Below are 18,083 nucleotides of genomic sequence, written 5' to 3'. Positions count from 1 at the left end.
TTAGTGATAATCTCAATTTTATTATCCTTATGAACATCCTCCGTACCGGCCTCCAAAGCAGTCTTGTAGTAGCTGCATTTATGCTCGATGACTTCCATTGTTTGCTGCAGTTCTTTGATCTTTGCTTCCACGGTGGCTTTTCTTTCTAAGAACATATCATATCGATTTTGCAGGGTGGCATCGCCTTCGGAGCACCAGTCGATGAAGTGTTTGATCTCCTTGATCGGCATACCGGTGGATTTAAGGCATTCAATAATGTTTAAAGCGGCGATATCGGATTCTTTGAATAATCTTGTGCCGCTTTCAGTCCGTTCTACAAACGGCATAAGTCCTTCCTTGTCATAGTATCGCAGGGTATAGACCGAGAGATTCAACTCTTTTGCCACTTCGCCAATCGAATAAGTTTTCATTATTTCTCTTCCTTTCCAATCATATAGACTTCGAGTTAACTCTATGTTTGTGAATAGTAGCACTGTTATGACGGGATGTCAAAGTCAACTAGATAGAAACGTAAGATGATAGTTTAGATGAAAGCAGCCTGCCATAAGTATGTTTTAGCTAAAATCAATCCTTTTCTCTTGACCTAGAGTTAACTATAGGTATTACCATAGGTTTCACAAGAGTTAAACAGGTTCAGAGTTCGCCTGTCTCTTGGAAGCTACTATTACAGGAGGTTTTTATTTATGGTAATTGCAAAAGCAAGAGCTGTTGACGGTCCGGACAAACCTTTTCGAGCTGCTGAGATCCAGCGGCGCGATCTTGATGTGCATGATGTTCTGATTGAAATTAAATATGCCGGAATCTGCCATTCCGATATCCATACTGCCCACGGAGAGTGGGGGGAAGTGAAGTATCCACTCGTACCCGGACATGAGATTGCGGGAATTGTGACGGATGTTGGGGAGAAGGTTACGAAGTACAAGGTCGGAGACCGGGTCGGGGTAGGATGCATGGTGGATTCCTGCGGCGAGTGTGAGAACTGCCGTCGAGGGGAAGAGCAGTACTGCCTGAAAGGAAATGTGCCTACTTATGCGGGTGTTGACAAGTATGGCGAGCCTACCCAAGGCGGTTATTCAACCCATATCGTTGTCATTGAAGATTTCGTACTCCGGATTCCGGATACGATCGAGCTTGATGCTGCAGCGCCATTACTCTGCGCTGGCATTACAACATATTCCCCATTAAACCACTGGAAAGCCGGCCCTGGGAAGAAGGTCGCGGTGGTCGGGCTTGGAGGACTCGGTCATATGGCGGTCAAGATTGCACACGCCATGGGCGCAGAGGTTACCGTCCTTTCACAATCTCTTAGAAAAAAAGAGGATGGCCTGGCATTCGGGGCAGCACATTATTATGCTACCAGCGAGCCGGATACATTCGAGAAACTTGCCGGTACATTTGACCTGATCATTAACACGGTCAGTGCAAAGATCGATATCAGTGCGTACCTTTCCCTGCTGACGCTTGATGGAACAATGGTGAACGTCGGCGCACCGGCAGAGCCTTTGGAAGTCAATGTGTTCTCGCTGATCGGTCACCGCCGTTCATTTGCAGGTTCCATGATCGGGGGCATCCGCGAAACTCAGGAAATGCTGGATTTCTGTGGACAACATAACATTGTTCCCAAGATCGAAGTGATTTCAGCAGACCAAATTGATGAGGCATACGAGCGGGTATTGGCTTCGGATGTGAAATATCGATTCGTCATTGACACAAGTACAATCTGACCGGACTGAATCATGCGAGGGTGTCTTAAAAGCTTGCTTTTGGGGCACCCTTTACTTTATGAAAAAGGTCAGGCTATTGAATCTTATTTTCGTCTAAATGGAAAGGTGGTTTTTTAAATGGAGATGGAAGAGTTTTTAGCGTTTTGCAGGAGTGGAAATCCGATTTCGGGTGAGGATAAGGAGCTGCATGGACTATTAACGCAATGCAGTTATGAAGCCCAGCGGATCACGATGGAACTGAATACATCTTATCACTCTAAAGAAGAAATCGTGGAGATATTCAGTGAACTGACCGGTACTAAAGTGGATTCTTCCTTTATGTGCTTTCCGCCTTTTTATACTGACTTTGGCAAAAACATCATGATTGGAAAGAACGTGTTCTTTAATACAGGCTGTTCATTTCAAGACAGAGGCGGGATCCGGATCGGAGATGGTTCGCTGATCGGGATGAATGTAACGATTGCGACATTGAATCATGGGTTGCCCCTGGAAACCAGAAACACAACATACGCTTCTCCTGTCACAATCGGAAAGAACGTATGGATCGGATCAAACGCCACCATACTGCCAGGAATAACGATTGGCGACAACTCCGTTATTGCGGCGGGAGCAGTTGTTACGAAAGACGTTCCGGAAAGTGTAGTGGCTGCAGGTGTGCCTGCAAAAGTGGTGAAAGGGATTAATGATTGATGGAGTTATAAGAAAAGGTAAGTTTATATTCGTAATAAGATCAGGACCAGTCTCTCGGTAAGTAAAACCGGGGAACTGGTCTTTTCTTTGAATTAATACTCCAGGTTTTGGAGTGAGATCTCCAGTCAACTAAAGCATTTTAGCCAAGTGGGTCAGACCCTAAACTGCACGAAAGAATCGTAAGTGTATTTAACTAAATTTAGGTATAAATAATTGGAAATTATCATTTGCATTCGGTAACAAAAAAACTATTTTAAAATTTTTCAGTCATACTTTACTATCAATCTCTCTTTAAGTAGTATTTTTCCATAAAATATAATGATATGGTTTTTATGTAAAAAATAAACTAAAAAAGGGAGATGTTGTAAAAATATGTTGAAGAAGGGTGTATCATTAACAATAGCATCAACACTCATGGTATCTGCTTTTGCTCCATATAGTAAAGCACTAGCCAATGAAGGTGAACAAGAGAAAAGTGTAGTTTTTGAAGAATCAGTAAAACTAGCGAATGAGATCTTTGAAGTGAAACAAACAGATGAGGGTGCTACTATGAAATCCACCATCATCGGAGAAAAGGGTACAATGGTAACCGTGATGGACAAAGAAACAAAAAAATACATATCACTTGAGACAGATTACCTTCCTCAAGAAGAAGAGAGAGAACAACTGAGTAAAATGAATGAGGCGACTCTGAAGGAAGTGAAAATCCAAAAGGATGAAAAAGAAGAAATACATATAGAAAAAAGCAATATTGTGGCTCCCAAAGCCGTTGGTGAATGGTACTACGGAGTGTGGAAAGATTATGAAGTATCGTTTGCTGATAAAACAGCGACTGCTGCCATTGCAAGTTTGATTGTCAGTTGGATCCCTTATGTAGGAAGAGTGGCAGGGGCTGCTGCTGCAATTTGTGTGGCATATGGAATGAGTACAGGTTACTTCAGTTCCAGACGCGATTACAAGATTTTAAGCGGTAGCTATATGATGGAAAGGCAGAATCTTAAAACATATGGTGACAAATATCATATGATGTTACTAGACTATTCGACTAGTGAAAAAAAGATCTGGATAGGTATATAATGGTTAATAGCCACCTTTTTACAGGTGGTTTTTATTTTAAGTTTAAAGGGAGTGTCTTTAATGTTGTTTGAGAAGCCCAAATTATTTTGGTTAACTTATTTATTATTTGCTTTATGTCTAGCGTTTATTTATTTTATTTTCCCTGAGAATAATTCCAAATTTGTGGCCATAGGGATTTTGCCATTAATATTTTGGCTGCCATTCGATCTTTACAGACTATCAAAAAAGCGAAAGTCTGATAAAAATTAAAGTAGTAGTAGGAATTCGGAGATTGGGCCTGACCCCGGGTACACTAAAGCATTAGTGACCTAGGGTCAGGCCCTTTTGGTTTTTTGATAATAAGTAAAGGGCCAGTCTCACGGTAAACGAAACCTGGTGACTGGCCCATTTTATTTAATTGCACACCATTCAAAATTAATAATGTTAATTAACACATTAATAATTTTAATTATTTTATTAAAAATATTAAGTTTAATTATTTACAGTTTCTGTTTATTGATATATAATCAAATCAACAAAAGGAAAGGAATTCCAATATGGCTTATAAAGTAGTTACGAATTGCCCGGTCTGCAGTGAAACGATGAAGATAACGAAGCTGCAGTGTTCTCATTGTCAGACCACGATTGAAAATGAGTTTGAGTTATCGAAGCTGGCATCGTTGTCAGCGGATCAGCTGAATTTTGTGGAAGTGTTTCTAACTTGCAGAGGGAATATCAAAGAAGTTGAGAAGGAACTGGGGATTTCGTATCCAACGGTTCGGGGCAAGCTGACGGAGATCATTTCATCACTTGGCTATGTACAGAAGAAGAAAAACGACGTTGACGAGAAAAAGGTTGTCACGATGCTCGAAAATGGCGAAATTACACCGGAAGAAGCCATTAAGCTTTTAAAAAATGAATAGGGGGAACGTTTCATGAATGAGGAAATCACAAGAGTGCTGACCATGGTGCAGGAAGGGAAAATCGATGCAGCCAAGGGAGCAGAACTGATCACAGTGTTAAAAGAGAAAGAAGACACAGGAAGCAGGCTCACAGAAAAAACGGCAAAATATGCAGATAAGACATTAAAAGTCCGAGTTGTATCAGCAGAAGGTGATAACGTCGCAGCCAATCTGCCGGTCAAACTGATCAAGGCAGTATTAACGGCTGGACACAGCATCGCGGCGGGCATTCCGCAATCGGAGAAATATGTAAAGGATATCGACATCAACCTGATCACAGAAGCCATCGAAAACGAACTGGAAGGCCCCATTGTTGACGTGAAATCGGCAAACGGAGATACCGTTTCAGTCATCATCGAATAGTGAGCCGCCCATGCTGCATATAAAAGTGAAATCAAAAGACTTCAGGCTCACCCTCCCGATTCCATATGCCATCTTAAACATCGTCATATCGATCCTGTCCTCAGAATTCCTGCATCAACGTATCCATCACTGGACAAGAGAACATTTTAAGAAAAAGCAACTGGACTTTTCTATCCTGGACATCGACAGAAAAGCGCTCAAGCCCATTTATAAGGAACTGAAAAATCATAGGGGACTTGTGCTGGTGGATGTTAAGGCGAAGGATGGTACGGAGGTTGTAGTCAGGCTGTGATGGGAAGAACGCATCCGGTTATGTGTACACAGTAACCGTATGCGTTTATTTGATGTTACTTACTCCCAGCACACTCAAACAGGGCTGGAGCTTGTCCCCCGGTAAATGAAAGCATAAATGCGCGGATGCAGGCCTATTTTTTGCCCATATCTCTTCAGTGCACTTGCAGTTAATTAGCATTTGGGCCGTAAAGTACGTCAAACGAATGATTCTTCATTTATTTCTCCATGAATTATCAGGCGGGCTTTCTTATCTTTGGATAATCTCCATAATCCACTCTTTTAAATCCACGATCCTTAAGTTCTCAATGCTTTTATTTGTTCCTGACACAATGAGCGGAACCGTTGAATCTACCTTGTGCATCGAGCCGTGGGCACCTCCGCCGGAATGCTCCGGTGAACTTTCGCCTATGAATTCATATCCTGGTTTTGCATCCGTGATTAGAAAGCTGCCTTTTTGTGATTCTGCCGCTCCATACAGCCTTGCTAAAGCATCGGGGTAATGTCCATAGCTGATTTTGTTATCTTTCATTTTCAAATCGAGGATATCTTTGTTCCCTTTTACGGACCATGACTGCTGATATTTGTCCTTATAGGGACCGCCTGGTTGAAATGACAGTTCCCCTTGATGATCAGGGGAAATGACGTTAATACCTTCGTTGTCCTTCCATGCTATCCAAGAAATACGGGACTCTTTTTGTAACTTTTTCGCCATTTGCCGGAGCTGAATGTCCTCTTTAAGAGTATAAAGATACGCCATCCGTTCATTTGCGGTGATAACAATCTCGTCTTTAGACCGGACAGCTTCGCCAAGCTCCAATATGTTGTAGTCAGAGAGTTCTTTTCTAAGGTCTATGAGCGCTTCTTTTTTATTTGATTTCACAAAGGACTGGTTGCTGTCGCCCATAATTACCCACACGATGTCATCGAGTGCATCGTTCCAGTCAGGGAAGCTATTCAGAACGTTTTGGAGCTGTTTATCCGCATCTTCAATTCCTTTAATCGCGGAAGGACCTTTTCTGTGTACCGTGAAATCATTTTCCGGTAAATACAGAATTGTAAAGGAAGGTAAAGTGTTATTCTTAAGAAGATATTTCAACTCCTCAGCTGCAAAAGAATCATTCAGGCCAATTCGATTGACGATATGATGGTTTTCCTGATTCTTTTTGGAAAACACTCCTAATGACAGCATTTCAGGACCCATGGTTTTTATTTCACCAGGCAGGTTGGTCACTGCCGAAATGAAGCCTGGGACCTTCAGGGTATGAGGATAATTTCCACGGTAAATCAACGCGTTAATAGAAGCAGTCTTTAAGCCTGCATCTTCCAGGTCTTCATGTATGGTTTTTACATTGCTGCTCAAGTCTTGATTGTTAAATGCATAAAGACCGTTCCATGCAAAATCAGAAACACCAAGCTTTAAAATTTCAAAAAGTCCATTTCCATAGGTAATAATTCGTCTTTCTTTATCATTAAACCAGACCAGCCCTGGAATTTTATGCTGATCTGGATAAGTGCCTGTAATGATGGAACTGTCTATCGTAACCGACATTGTCGGATACGAACTTACCAGATCAGTGCTGTACTGACCGTTCTTTTTTAGAAATTCCAGTGCGGGAGCTTTCCCTTCTTCAATGGCTTTTTTCAGCGATTTATCCATTAATGAGTCAATAACAAGGAGAATCACTTTTGGATGGGACTGGCTGCCGGGTTGCAGCGGGGACGGCATCTTGGTATCCGGGGGCGAAACCTGGCTGCTGCCGGTACACCCGATAATAAAAATAAGAAAAGAAAAAATGACTACTAAACGTTTTATCATAACTTCATCCCCATTAATGAATTGTTTTTCTTACCTTTTAGTATGAACAGATGAATGAAATTAATGAATCTTATAAATTAAAGGGATGGTACTGGTCTAAGGTTTTCATTCCAGATCGTTTGACGATTTTGACCTTTTCAATAGGACATCTTTCATAAGGGAAAAGTCTGGCCGTTATGTAAAAGAAGATGAACCATCGGTCAAAGTAAAAAAGGGCTGGGACAAAACTAAGACGAACAATTTCAGTGTAGCTTCTTACTATACCGCTAATGATTTCCGTGCAAGACTTCGCTTTCCGCGGGTAGCCCGTGAGCCTCCTCGGTCGTCCCTCCCTGTGGGGTCTCACATCGGCTACTTTTCCCGCAGGAGTCTTCGTCTTGCACTCCAATCAACCGCTGGAACAGGCTAAAATGAATAACAAACTTAACAACCTAATTCGAACCCTAGCCTCTTCTGGAGCTTATTCTTTTACACCTAAACCGTTACTCGTTTTAAACGAAAAGCACTGATAAAAATGTCCCTATTTAAAGCACGCTGGTACCTAATTTAAAGTGATAATTTTTAATGAATTAGAAAAAAATAATGTAGAAAGGAGGGGTTGCGAATGTCTGTGCGGATAACAAGACTGGTATTTTTGATTGCAATGGTTGCGATGGTCACATCTCTGGGCACACGCGGCGTTTTTGCCGAATCCAGAGTTGTTCAGCCTATGGACACAGGGACGATTGAGGTCGAATTGAACGATGATTCCTTCAATCCGGAAGTCATCACTATTCCGAATGGAACAACCACAAAGTTGATATTAAAAAACAAAGGTAAGAAAGAGCACACCTTCACAGTTGAAAAGCTCGGAATTGACACCGAGGTTCAGCCAGGAAAAGAAAAAACCATTACCATAACACCAAAACAGCCCGGTACATATGAACTGATATGCCGGTACCATTTCCAGGAAGGAATGGTTGGGAAAGTAATCGTCAAATAAAATGAGACTGAGACAAATATGCTTTAGTTAAATAAAATCCGAACTTTGATTCAAATTCTTTCATAAGAATTCGAATGAGTTCGGATTTTTTTAATAAAGTTTGTTAAAGATCGCTGCTCTTTTTAACTTGTTCCAGCGGTTAACTGGAGTACCAGACGAAGATTCCTAACAGAAAAGCGGAAATGAAAAGCGGTGTTTAACAGCGGCAAAATGATATGGTTCCTCTTTTAATAATTGATAAATAAAATACATGTAAACTGATAAACCATGTAAAAGGAGATGGAGAAATGAATCTTTTTAAACCTATTTCTGATGAGGTTCGTTTATCTCAAATACTATTTAATCAATATAAAAGACCAATGAAGCTTGTTTTAGGGTCGATTTTTGCCTGTATTGCTGCTATTCTGCAGGCTGCTGGTGGTTTTTTACCGGGGATAGGATATTTTTTTAGTCCGCTTGCCACTGCACCTATTCTGTTAGGCTCCATGTTTTCCATCCCGCTTGGAGTCATGTCCTACCTTCTGACAATGATGTTGTTATTCATTCTGCAGCCAACTGAATTATTCATATTTCCCTTTACAACAGGATTGTTAGGACTTGGCATAGGGGCATCCTTTTACTTTTTCAGGAAGAGAGTAAGTATTATTGCTGCAGGGGCCATTCTTTTAATGGCCGGAATGATGAGTCTGCTGTATATTTTTCACTTTCCAGTTTTAGGTCCAGCCGTCTCTGATTCCTTTTCATTTCTTACAACTGTGAGTATCTTTTTATTTGCTTTCCTTTATAGCTGGATATGGGTTGAACTTGCGTTAATCATGTTTAAAAGATTAAAGATGGTGTTCATTCAGTGATTCTCCAAGTCAGCGGTCTCGGGAACTGCGCCCATTTATTTCAGGTGGTTAAAACGTTCCCAAAGCCGGTGGGCAACCTGCCATTTCTGGATTTATAAGAGTTAACCGCGGAAGTTTATGTGAGAGAAATACAATCGTTTTAATACCTGGAAAAATAAACAACCAAGAGAGCCTGAACGCCCCCTTGGTTTGAGTTTCGATTAATTTTCATTTTATCGTCAGCTTCATGGAACGATTTCAAAAACAGTGCCCTGGTTATAATCTGTCACATTCCTAGAGCCGTACACCCCTAAGAATAGTTTGGATTGACCCAGATTCGTTCCCAAACTGACATAATAAGCGGATGAAGAACCAAAAGGATAATCGGTTTCAATCACACTGAAATCATTTGGTATGAAATCTGTTCTTACCCTGGTATAAGCCAGCGCCCCTTTACCTGGTGTTCCTTTCCGGGCAAAGTCGGTAAACACAACGCTTCCCGTTAAGTCGGGGATGCTGTTCCCCATATATGCCTGCACTCCTGTAAGTGCAGTTCCTCCAAATTTACCGGGTCGGGGATCTTGATGATAATAACTGGTTAGAGGTTGAAGACGGCTCCCTGAAAGGGTTATGGCTTCATTGTAATACGCAATTGTTTTCTCATCTAAATCCGGATTTTCAGTGCAGTCTCTTATAATCGAAGTAGGAAAAGCACCTTCCCAGCCCCGCCAGCCAAAGTTAATCATTCTTCGTTCGACAGGTTCAGAATTCATCAAAGAAGCTTGAATAAGCTGAGTAACCGGCAGCGGTTTATATTGGACGAATGAATAAATCGACTCTTCCAGATTCTGTCCGACATTTCCCGCATATTTGACATACTGATTAGAAAACCTTTGAAATGAAACGCCGGATATATTGCGAACCCCTTTGGCCATGATTGAAAGGGTTTCCTGAATGGATACGGGAAGTTCATTAAAGCGTGTGACTGCGGGTGGATTTTGTATAAAGGTATTCCTGGCTACATCAATTTCAATTATTTTACCGGCGATTTCCATATCATCCTGGCTTAAATTAAATGGATCATAGCCCGATCCGCCATCTCCGGTTGTTAACACAAGTTTTCCTGTTTCAGGTGAAAAGTTTAAACTATTAACCCCATTATGATTATAGAATGGTCTTCTTAAGTTAAGTAATGTCCGCCGTTTTTGAGGTTGGCCATTCGATTGGTAAACCCATTCTTCAACTGTGTCAATATGATCATAGTGAATTTCTCTATCTCTCCATTTTAAGCGTAAGGTTCCCGGGTCACACGGATCAGGCTTGAACAATTTCAGAAGACCTTCTGAATCAGGTTGAGCACCTGGACCTTGTGTGCCGGCCACTGAATAATGAAGATAAAACAAACCGTTATTATGAAATTCGGGATGAAACGCCAGCCCCAGCAATCCCCGTTCATCATTTCCGCCCCCAGAAACACCCAGCTTTAAAATTTGCGGGCGAATATCTAAAAACGTTTTTACACTTTCGTTCCCAAGGTAAAAGATCTCTCCTACCTGGGTTGCAATAAATAATCTTTCCATTGAGTCACCCGGTAGTATTGTTGTTTTCAAAACAGTGGGTAAATTTATCTTCCTTACAATGGGCCGTAAATGAACCTTCACTTTTTTCAATTAATTTTACCCCCCTTTTTATTGTTTTATCTTGTAATAATATGAGTGGAAATGTTCTGTTAGTACCAAGAGGGGGCAAGGGATCTGACAAGGATTTGCACCTAATCCGCACAAGTAATTTAAAATCAGTCAATTGGTCTCGTCTCCATTATTGGACAAAGGAACATTTTTAAAAAAAGCAACTGGACTTTACAATCCTGAACATCGACAGAAAAGCGCTAGAGCCGATTTACAAGGAACTGAAGAATCTGCTGGTGGATGTTAAGGTGAAGGATGGTACGGAGGTTGTAATCAGGCTGTGATTGGAGAAACGCAGACGGTTATGTTACACAGTAACCGTAAACGTTATATGCCGCCATTTAGGAAGCGCGGGTACATTTCTTATGAAATCACCTTCAATCAAAAGTCTTAGATAACATCAAACGAATACAGGATCCTTTTTATCGTGAAAAATTATACGATACAGAAAAGGAGGTTTCATCATGATAAAAGGCTTATACGAAGCACATTTACCCGTGAGTGATATCGGGAATTCAATCGATTTTTATAGGAAGCTTGGCTTGGAAGTGGCGTATGAAAGTGAGAACGTTTCGTTTGTCTGGATTGAAAAAGGGAAGAGCTGGCTAGGTTTGTGGCAGGCTGATCAAGTGAACATCCCGTATCATCCTTCCATTCGACATATCGCTTTTCATGTAGAAGCAGAAGATATAGCAGAGGCAAAAGGATGGTTACAAGAAAGAGGAGTTGAGATCAGGGAAGCGTTTGGTTTTTCACCGGAACGTCAGCCTCTTGTCCTCCCAAATAACCCGCAAGCCCATGCTTGCCTTTATTTTCATGATCCTGACGGAAATTCACTTGAGTTCATCGCTCCCTTAAGATTAGATCAGGAGGAAGAGTTTGAGATGATGACGCTGGAGGATTGGTATAAACGTGAGAAGTGAATCTTGAGGAAGCGCGGGGAACGAGTTCGTGCTTTTATTTATGTTAAAGGGACACATCAGAAACCTAGGAAGCATGGGGACGGTTCTCGTGCTTCCTTTTTTTTTTGAGAAGCAACAGAACCGTCCCCGTGCTTCTTGATTCTTAAAAAGGTGTTGAATAAGTTATCGAAATATATTGAATATTTTAAAAGTAATGTTATATTATATTTAATAGATTAAAAATTCAGACTATTGGTTCTATTATCGAACCAAAGGGAAGTGAAAAGATGAGTTCAAAAACAGTAAGTAAGGCATTAAGTATATTGGACGTGTTTACGCCCGATCGCCCAGCATGGGGATTACGAGATATTGCTAGAGAACTAGATATGAGCCATACGATTGTTCACCGTATCTTGAAGACGTTTGAGGAAGATGGTTATATCTTTCAGAACCCAGAAACAAATAAATACGAGCTGGGAATCAAATTTATTCAACTAAGCAATATTGTCGAGGAGCGACTAAGAATATCAGATTTGATCAATCCAATCATGAAGAGTATAGCGGTCGAAACCTTGGAAAGCGTGGTTCTTACGGTGATTGATGATGAAGAAGGACTGTTCGTCAAGATTATTGAGGGTGAGCAGCAGGTCCGGTTCGCGGAGTCTGTTGGAAAAAGGGGTCCACTATATATCGGTGCCTCTCACAAGGTGATCCTCGCTCATCTTCCTGATGAAATCAAAAACAAAATTATTAATCAAGGTATTTTAGACCATGCACAACAAATCGAATCCAAGGAACTTTTCCTTGAAAAGCTGGAGTTTATTCGTAAGCAAGGTTGGTTTTACACGGCAGGCGAAACGCTTAATGAGGTCGCCGCAATTTCCGTTCCAGTGTTTGATCCCAGAAATAATGTGATTGGCTCAATTTCAGTGGCCGGACCCAGTTACCGGTTTACTTCAGAACAAGCGGAAAAGGTGCTTCCGATATTGAAAGATTATCTTGAACAGATTAATGGAATTTTTAGCAAAGTATTTTTTCCATCAAGAAGAGACTATCTTCTTAAAAAAATCAAGTAATGGAGAGGAGGTGTCAGCATGGAGAAGATTCTCGAGGTGAAAAATTTGGTTACTGGCTATCAAGGGAAGGACGGTTTTGTTAAAGCGGTTGACGGCGTCTCCTTCGATATCGAAAAAGGGGAAACGATTTGCATTGTCGGAGAATCCGGCAGCGGGAAGAGTGTTACATCGATGAGTATTATGCGCCTGGTTGAATTTGAAAATGGAAAGATTCTTGATGGCCAAATCCTTTTCCACGGTGAAGATTTATCGGGAAAAAGTAATGAAGAAATGAGGAAGATACGCGGCGCAAAGATATCGATGATATTCCAAGAGCCCCTAACCGCTCTTAATCCCGTTTTTACAATTGGTAAACAAATTACGGAAGCAATATTATTTCATCGATCGGTGAGTAAAAGGGATGCTTTGCAACGGGCAGAGGAACTTGTCCGGCTGGTTGGAATCTCTGATCCACAGCAGAGGTTAAAGCAGTATCCCCATGAATTATCCGGGGGAATGAGACAAAGGGTCATGATTGCAATTGCATTGGCCTCAGAGCCGGAACTATTGATTGCTGACGAACCGACGACTGCTCTCGATGTAACGATAGAGGCACAGATTTTGGAGCTTTTGCGATCGTTGCGGGCAGAACGAAATATGTCAATCATGCTGATTACCCATGATATTGGTGTCGCGGCTGAAATGGCAAACCGGATTATTATCATGTATGCCGGGAAAGTCATGGAGATCGCCGAAACGAAAGATCTCTTTGATCAGCCATTTCATCCCTATTCGAAAGGGTTATTGGAATCTGTGCCGAGAATGGACGGCGAACGGGGTGTTCCGCTTAAATCCATTTCAGGATCCATTCCAAGGCTGAATGAAGTTCCGGCCGGCTGCCGGTTTTCTCCAAGATGTCCGTTTGCGACCGAACGGTGCCATCATGAGGAACCGGTATTAGAAACAAGAGGGAACAGGCAGGTTGCTTGCTGGCATGCAGATGAACTGATTGAAAAAGATTTGTTGGCGATAAACGCAGTGGGGGGTGAACCGGTTGAATCCTAATCAGCCTTTAAAAAGACCACTTCTGAAAATTGATAATTTAAAGAAATATTTTACGGTTAAAAGCGGTGGTTACTTTAACAAGACAAAGAAGGTCATCAAAGCCGTGGATGATGTCTCGTTTTCGATTTACAAAGGGGAGACATTGGGATTGGTCGGTGAATCCGGCTGCGGGAAATCGACATTGGGCCGGAACATTTTACGACTGCAGGAGCCTTCCGATGGACAAGTTTATTTTAAAGATAGCAATATCTTAACCTATAAAAATCATGAACTTCGAAAGCTTCGTAAACAGATGCAGATTATCTATCAAGATCCTTTTAGTTCATTAAACCCGCGTTTTACAATCGGTCAAATCATTGGTGAAATGTATGAAATCCACGGATTGGCAAATGGGGCAGAAAAAGAAAAACGGGTAAAGGAAATGCTCGAGTTGGTCGGTTTAGACCCAAGCCGATACAACAGCTACCCTCACGAATTTTCGGGAGGGCAGCGCCAACGGGTTGGTATTGCCAGGGCACTTGCCTTGAATCCGGAATTTGTCGTGGCGGACGAGCCGGTGTCTGCACTGGATGTATCGGTTCAATCCCAAGTACTTAACTTACTGATGAAGCTGAAAGAGGATCTTGGAGTAACCATGTTATTTATTGCTCATGGCCTCAATGTTGTTAGACACATCTCCGACCGGGTCGGTGTCATGTATCTGGGTAAGATCGTCGAACTATCTGAGACAGACAATATCTTTGATTCACCTGCCCATCCCTATACAGCGGCCCTGTTATCAACCGTACCAGAGGCGGATCCAAGGTCAAAGAAAGAACGAATCATTTTAAAAGGTGAGGTTCCTTCACCCGCATCACCTCCATCCGGATGTACTTTCCGGACTCGCTGCCCACTGGCAGCGGAACGATGCAAAGCTGAGGTTCCGGCACTAACAGAAGTTCGGCCTAACCATTTTGTCTCCTGTCATTATCCACTTGAGGCTGGACAAACCCTTAAGGAAACGATCGTTTCCCGGGGAACTGTAACCGTATAATTCTGATAGATTTCTATCATGAAAATAATATAAAAGGAGTGTTTAGAAGATGACAAAAGTAATCAAGCAAGGAAACAAGAAAGTCTATGATGGCTACAAATCTTTCCAGTATTTAGATGCAGGTGAGGATTATAAAGAGTACAAACTTTCTAGAGAAAATGACCGCGTTGAGCCATTTGTATATCCGGTGTCCGAAGATCAGGAAGAAATCGTTCAAACCATTTTAGAAGAAGATAATATCATCAGCATGCATGAACACACCTTTGTAATGCCTGAGAATTTAAATGAATTTTACGAGTTTAGAAGACAAGGCCGTGATTGGACTGGTTATGAAGCTTTAAGTCAATCTGGATTGGATGTCATTTTTGAAAACTTCATGGATGGAACAGCGATGATTACCTCTCAAGCCGGCTGGAAATGGTCCGACGTGATTCATGACCTTGGAATCCGTTTCAGTGACATTGCCCACCAGGATATGGTGATTAAGGCCGAACGAATTGCGGACTTATACAACGCCAAAAAGGAAGGGAAAATTGCCTTTGTTGGAGCATTAGAATCTTGCACTATGATTGAAAACGAACTCGACCGCTTAGACGTATTATACGGATTTGGTATCCGTACAATGGGAATTGTCTATTCCGAAGCGAACCAATTAGGTTCTGGTCTGAGAGAGACAAGAGATGGCGGTCTAACGGTATTTGGAAAACAAGCAGTCCGTCGTATGAATAAACTTGGAATTACCATCGACGTATCTCATTCCAGCGATCTGACATCATTGGATACGATTGAATACAGTGAAAAGCCGGTTACGATTAACCACTCTGGAGCTCGTGCTTTATGGAATTCTAATCGCTTAAAGCCAGATGCTGTTCTTAAAGCTTGTGTAGAAAAAGGCGGCGTGATTGCGATTGAAGCCGCACCTCATACAACGATTTCACAGAATAACCTAACACATACAATCGAATCGTTCATGGAGCATTTTGAATATGTGGCCAATTATGCTGGTATAGAACATGTTGCCTTCGGTCCGGATACCCTTTTTGGTGACCATGTCGGCACTCACGATTTACTAACGAAGCAGCTTTCGATTAAGAGTGCGCATGGCGGCAACAACTTCCCTAAAGTGAAATGGGTAGAAGGACTTGAAAACCCGGCGGAATGTTTCCCTAATATCATTCGCTGGTTAGTGAAAAAAGGCTATAGCCGTGAAGATATCCGCAAAGTGGCGGGCGGCAATATCCTGCGTGTATTAGAAGCTACATGGGCAAAATAAAAAGTGAGAGGGTCGGTGACAATGAGGTCTAAAATGCTGAGAGTACTTAGTCTATTTTTGCTTTCCTTTGTTCTTCTTCTTTCCGGTTGTAACTATGGTGGCGGGAGCAGTCCCAAGTCTTCAGGTGAAAGCTCAAAAGAAACCGCAAGCGGGCCAAAAAAAGGCGGGAAGGTTACGATTCCAATTGTCGCGGATCCAACCTTCAACCCTTGGCATCCAAATGCATTTGCAGAATCTAATGTCGTAAACCGTGTACTATTCTCAGGGCTGACACAACCGGGTAAGGATTTATCACCAGCTCCAGACTTAGCGAAAGATTGGTCGACTTCTGAAGATGGATTAGAGTGGACATTTAATTTAAGAGACGATGTAAAATGGCATGATGGCGAACAGTTCACGGCAGAAGACGTTGCCTTTACGTTTAATGAAATCGCTTTGAACAAGGAATTGGGAGCGAACAACTCTTCCTATTTTAAAAAGGTGAAAGAGGTTCAAGTCGTTGACGACTATACCGTCAAATTCATCTTGGAATCTCCGGTCGCCGCGTTACCGGCATATTTAAGCTTTAACACCGAGATCCTGCCGAAACATAGTTTTGAAGGGAAAGATCCTTGGGAACTCACTTCTTTCAATAAGGTAAAACCAGTTGGTACTGGTGCCTTCAAAATCAAGAGCTATACTTCCGGACAGGGTGTCGTGTTAGAACGTAACGATGATTTCTATGGGGATGAAGCCCTTTTAGATGAAGTGGAATACAAGGTGCTTCCAGATGCAAATACCCATGTTGCTCAGCTTCTAAGTGGTGAGCTGTCGATTTTTGCCCTAGATGATCTTTCTGCGATTGACCGCATAAAAAAAGCTGAAGGCGTTGATGTTGTCGGTCGTGATACAACACGTTTCTTCTGGATTATTTTGAATCAGCAATTGGAACAATTCCAGGAGGTTAAGGTTAGACAGGCCGTCCTTCACGCGATTGACCGTCAAAATATTATCGATACTGTGTTAAAGGGGTATGGAACGATTGCCGACGCAGGGATCGCCCCAGCGTTGAAAGAGTACTATACCGATGATGTAAAGAGATATGAATTCGATCCTGAACAAGCAAAGAAACTACTGGCTGAAGCAGGCTTAAAAGATACGAATGGAGATGGATTACTAGACAAAGATGGCAAGACCTTCACGATTGATTTTAAGATTGGGATTCAAGGCGATCTAGAGGCCGTATCGCAAATGGTACAGCAATACCTGAAAGCCGTAGGACTTGATGTCAAACTCAATACGATGGAATGGAATGCTATGATTCAGGATGTCGTCGTCAATCGTGATTATGAGATGAGCTTGAACTGGTGGAGATATCCTGCCGATCCGGATTTATCGGCTTACATGCATTCTGCAAATGTGAAAGGAAATAATATTCCAGCTTATCAGAACGAAGAGTTGGATAAGCTGTTAGATGCTGGTGCACAGGAAAGCGACGTTGAAAAACGAAAAGAAATTTATGTAGAAGCTCAAAAGATGATGGCTGAACAGCTGCCATATATCTTCCTGTGGTATCCGCAAGAAGCACAGGTCCGTGTGGAAAAGCTAAAAGGTGTTCCTGACTTAGCATTTGGGGATGCCCTCCACTATATCCACGAGTGGTATATCGAAGAATAAACCTATCTGATGGAAGTGTACATTTTTACAGTACACTTCCATTCCTAATAAGGAGAGAGGAGGAGACGATGTGCTGAGATTTACGATTAACCGTGCTGGACAGAGTGTCATTTTATTAGTGATTGTTACCCTCATTACTTTTTTCTTAGTGAATCTGGCTCCCGGTGGACCGGCGAGTACGATGCGGATGGATGCCTCTGAAGAAGAACGCCAGGCGATGGTTGAAAAATTGGGATTAGATCAACCAGTATACATTCGTTATGTCGATTGGTTAACGAATGCCCTCCAAGGAGATTTTGGCACCTCTTTTACATCCAGTGAACCAGTCATCCAACGTATTATGGAGCGTCTTCCTTACACAATTGAACTTACTATTTTTACGATTATAATATCTGTTATTCTAGGAATCTTTTTTGGGGTTCTTTCAGCCATTAAGCGCGGAAAGGCCGGGGACCATATCATCAATTTTGTGAGTGTCATTGGTTTGTCCGTTCCAGCCTTTTGGCTGGGGCTTATGCTGATTTTATTATTATCGATTACGTTCAAATGGCTTCCATCTTCAGGAGTGGGTCTCCGTGGAGCAGAGTTTGATCTATGGAGTTGGATTTCACACTTGATTATGCCTGTACTGATTTTAACGACAACGGTACTTCCTCATATTGTCCGTTTCACTCGTTCTTCGATGTTAGAGGTG

The 18,083-nt window shown here is 42.0% G+C and carries 18 protein-coding genes; 15 read left to right on the top strand and 3 right to left on the bottom strand.

Annotated elements, in window-relative coordinates; all coding sequences use genetic code 11:
- Positions 1-410, bottom strand: a 410-nt coding sequence (locus HP456_RS08540) for a MerR family transcriptional regulator (RefSeq protein WP_172250028.1), incomplete at its 3' end; no start/stop codon positions are given.
- A 273-nt stretch (positions 411-683) separates the two neighbouring features.
- On the opposite strand from HP456_RS08540, the gene HP456_RS08535 reads away from it, so the two are divergent.
- The 6 genes from HP456_RS08535 (at position 684) to HP456_RS08510 (ending at position 5,087) form a co-directional block, all read left to right on the top strand.
- The gene (locus tag HP456_RS08535; protein WP_172250026.1) at positions 684-1,724 is read left to right on the top strand and encodes an NAD(P)-dependent alcohol dehydrogenase; all 1,041 of its coding nucleotides are present in this window, start codon (positions 684-686) and stop codon (positions 1,722-1,724) included.
- 117 nt (positions 1,725-1,841) lie between these two features.
- Entirely contained in the window at positions 1,842-2,414 is a 573-nt protein-coding gene (locus HP456_RS08530) for a sugar O-acetyltransferase (RefSeq protein WP_172250024.1), read from the top strand.
- A 372-nt stretch (positions 2,415-2,786) separates the two neighbouring features.
- Positions 2,787-3,491, top strand: coding sequence for a hypothetical protein (locus HP456_RS08525; RefSeq protein WP_172250022.1), 705 nt, complete (start codon positions 2,787-2,789; stop codon positions 3,489-3,491).
- Between the two features lie 536 nt (positions 3,492-4,027).
- Complete coding sequence (locus HP456_RS08520) at positions 4,028-4,393, top strand: DUF2089 domain-containing protein (protein WP_172250020.1); 366 nt, start codon at positions 4,028-4,030, stop codon at positions 4,391-4,393.
- Positions 4,394-4,405: 12 nt separating this feature from the next.
- Complete coding sequence (locus tag HP456_RS08515) at positions 4,406-4,795, top strand: SHOCT-like domain-containing protein (protein WP_172250018.1); 390 nt, start codon at positions 4,406-4,408, stop codon at positions 4,793-4,795.
- A gap of 10 nt (positions 4,796-4,805) precedes the next feature.
- A complete protein-coding gene (locus HP456_RS08510; protein ID WP_172250016.1) occupies positions 4,806-5,087 on the top strand; it encodes a hypothetical protein in 282 nt (93 codons plus the stop codon).
- 249 nt (positions 5,088-5,336) lie between these two features.
- Here the strand turns inward: HP456_RS08510 and HP456_RS08505 are convergent, their stop codons facing one another.
- Positions 5,337-6,905: an alkaline phosphatase family protein gene (locus tag HP456_RS08505; protein WP_172250014.1), complete on the bottom strand. Its 1,569-nt coding sequence runs from the start codon at positions 6,903-6,905 to the stop codon at positions 5,337-5,339.
- Positions 6,906-7,509: 604 nt separating this feature from the next.
- Here HP456_RS08505 and HP456_RS08500 point away from each other — a divergent pair.
- Together HP456_RS08500 and HP456_RS08495 are read left to right on the top strand one after the other, a co-directional pair.
- Positions 7,510-7,887: a cupredoxin domain-containing protein gene (locus HP456_RS08500; RefSeq protein WP_172250012.1), complete on the top strand. Its 378-nt coding sequence runs from the start codon at positions 7,510-7,512 to the stop codon at positions 7,885-7,887.
- A gap of 287 nt (positions 7,888-8,174) precedes the next feature.
- Entirely contained in the window at positions 8,175-8,738 is a 564-nt protein-coding gene (locus HP456_RS08495; protein ID WP_172250010.1) for a hypothetical protein, read from the top strand.
- 224 nt (positions 8,739-8,962) lie between these two features.
- On the opposite strand, the gene HP456_RS08490 is transcribed toward HP456_RS08495, so the two are convergent.
- Positions 8,963-10,387 carry a PQQ-dependent sugar dehydrogenase gene (locus HP456_RS08490; RefSeq protein WP_172250008.1) on the bottom strand — a complete coding sequence of 475 codons (1,425 nt, stop codon included), beginning with the start codon at positions 10,385-10,387 and terminating at the stop codon, positions 8,963-8,965.
- Between the two features lie 482 nt (positions 10,388-10,869).
- Here HP456_RS08490 and HP456_RS08485 point away from each other — a divergent pair, with 482 nt between their 5' ends.
- From HP456_RS08485 to HP456_RS08455, 7 genes are all read left to right on the top strand, one after another.
- The gene (locus HP456_RS08485; RefSeq protein WP_172250006.1) at positions 10,870-11,328 is read left to right on the top strand and encodes a VOC family protein; all 459 of its coding nucleotides are present in this window, start codon (positions 10,870-10,872) and stop codon (positions 11,326-11,328) included.
- 266 nt (positions 11,329-11,594) lie between these two features.
- Complete coding sequence (locus HP456_RS08480; protein WP_172250004.1) at positions 11,595-12,383, top strand: IclR family transcriptional regulator; 789 nt, start codon at positions 11,595-11,597, stop codon at positions 12,381-12,383.
- An 18-nt stretch (positions 12,384-12,401) separates the two neighbouring features.
- Complete coding sequence (locus HP456_RS08475; RefSeq protein ID WP_172250002.1) at positions 12,402-13,427, top strand: ABC transporter ATP-binding protein; 1,026 nt, start codon at positions 12,402-12,404, stop codon at positions 13,425-13,427.
- Entirely contained in the window at positions 13,417-14,460 is a 1,044-nt protein-coding gene (locus tag HP456_RS08470) for an ABC transporter ATP-binding protein (RefSeq protein ID WP_172250001.1), read from the top strand. Before HP456_RS08475 ends, HP456_RS08470 begins: the two co-directional genes overlap by 11 nt.
- 49 nt (positions 14,461-14,509) lie before the next feature.
- Positions 14,510-15,733 (top strand): dipeptidase, encoded by a 1,224-nt coding sequence (locus HP456_RS08465; RefSeq protein ID WP_172249999.1) that lies wholly within the window; start codon positions 14,510-14,512, stop codon positions 15,731-15,733.
- Positions 15,734-15,766: 33 nt separating this feature from the next.
- Positions 15,767-17,389, top strand: coding sequence for an ABC transporter substrate-binding protein (locus tag HP456_RS08460; protein WP_246288881.1), 1,623 nt, complete (start codon positions 15,767-15,769; stop codon positions 17,387-17,389).
- Positions 17,390-17,459: 70 nt separating this feature from the next.
- The coding region (locus HP456_RS08455) for an ABC transporter permease (protein WP_172249995.1) at positions 17,460-18,083 on the top strand (624 nt) is incomplete at its 3' end.

It is taken from the genome of Bacillus haikouensis, assembly GCF_013179555.1.
GTDB lineage: Bacteria > Bacillota > Bacilli > Bacillales > Bacillaceae_B > Rossellomorea > Rossellomorea haikouensis_A.
Note: the sequence above shows the minus strand (reverse complement) of the source record. Positions and strands in the feature narration are given on the sequence as shown.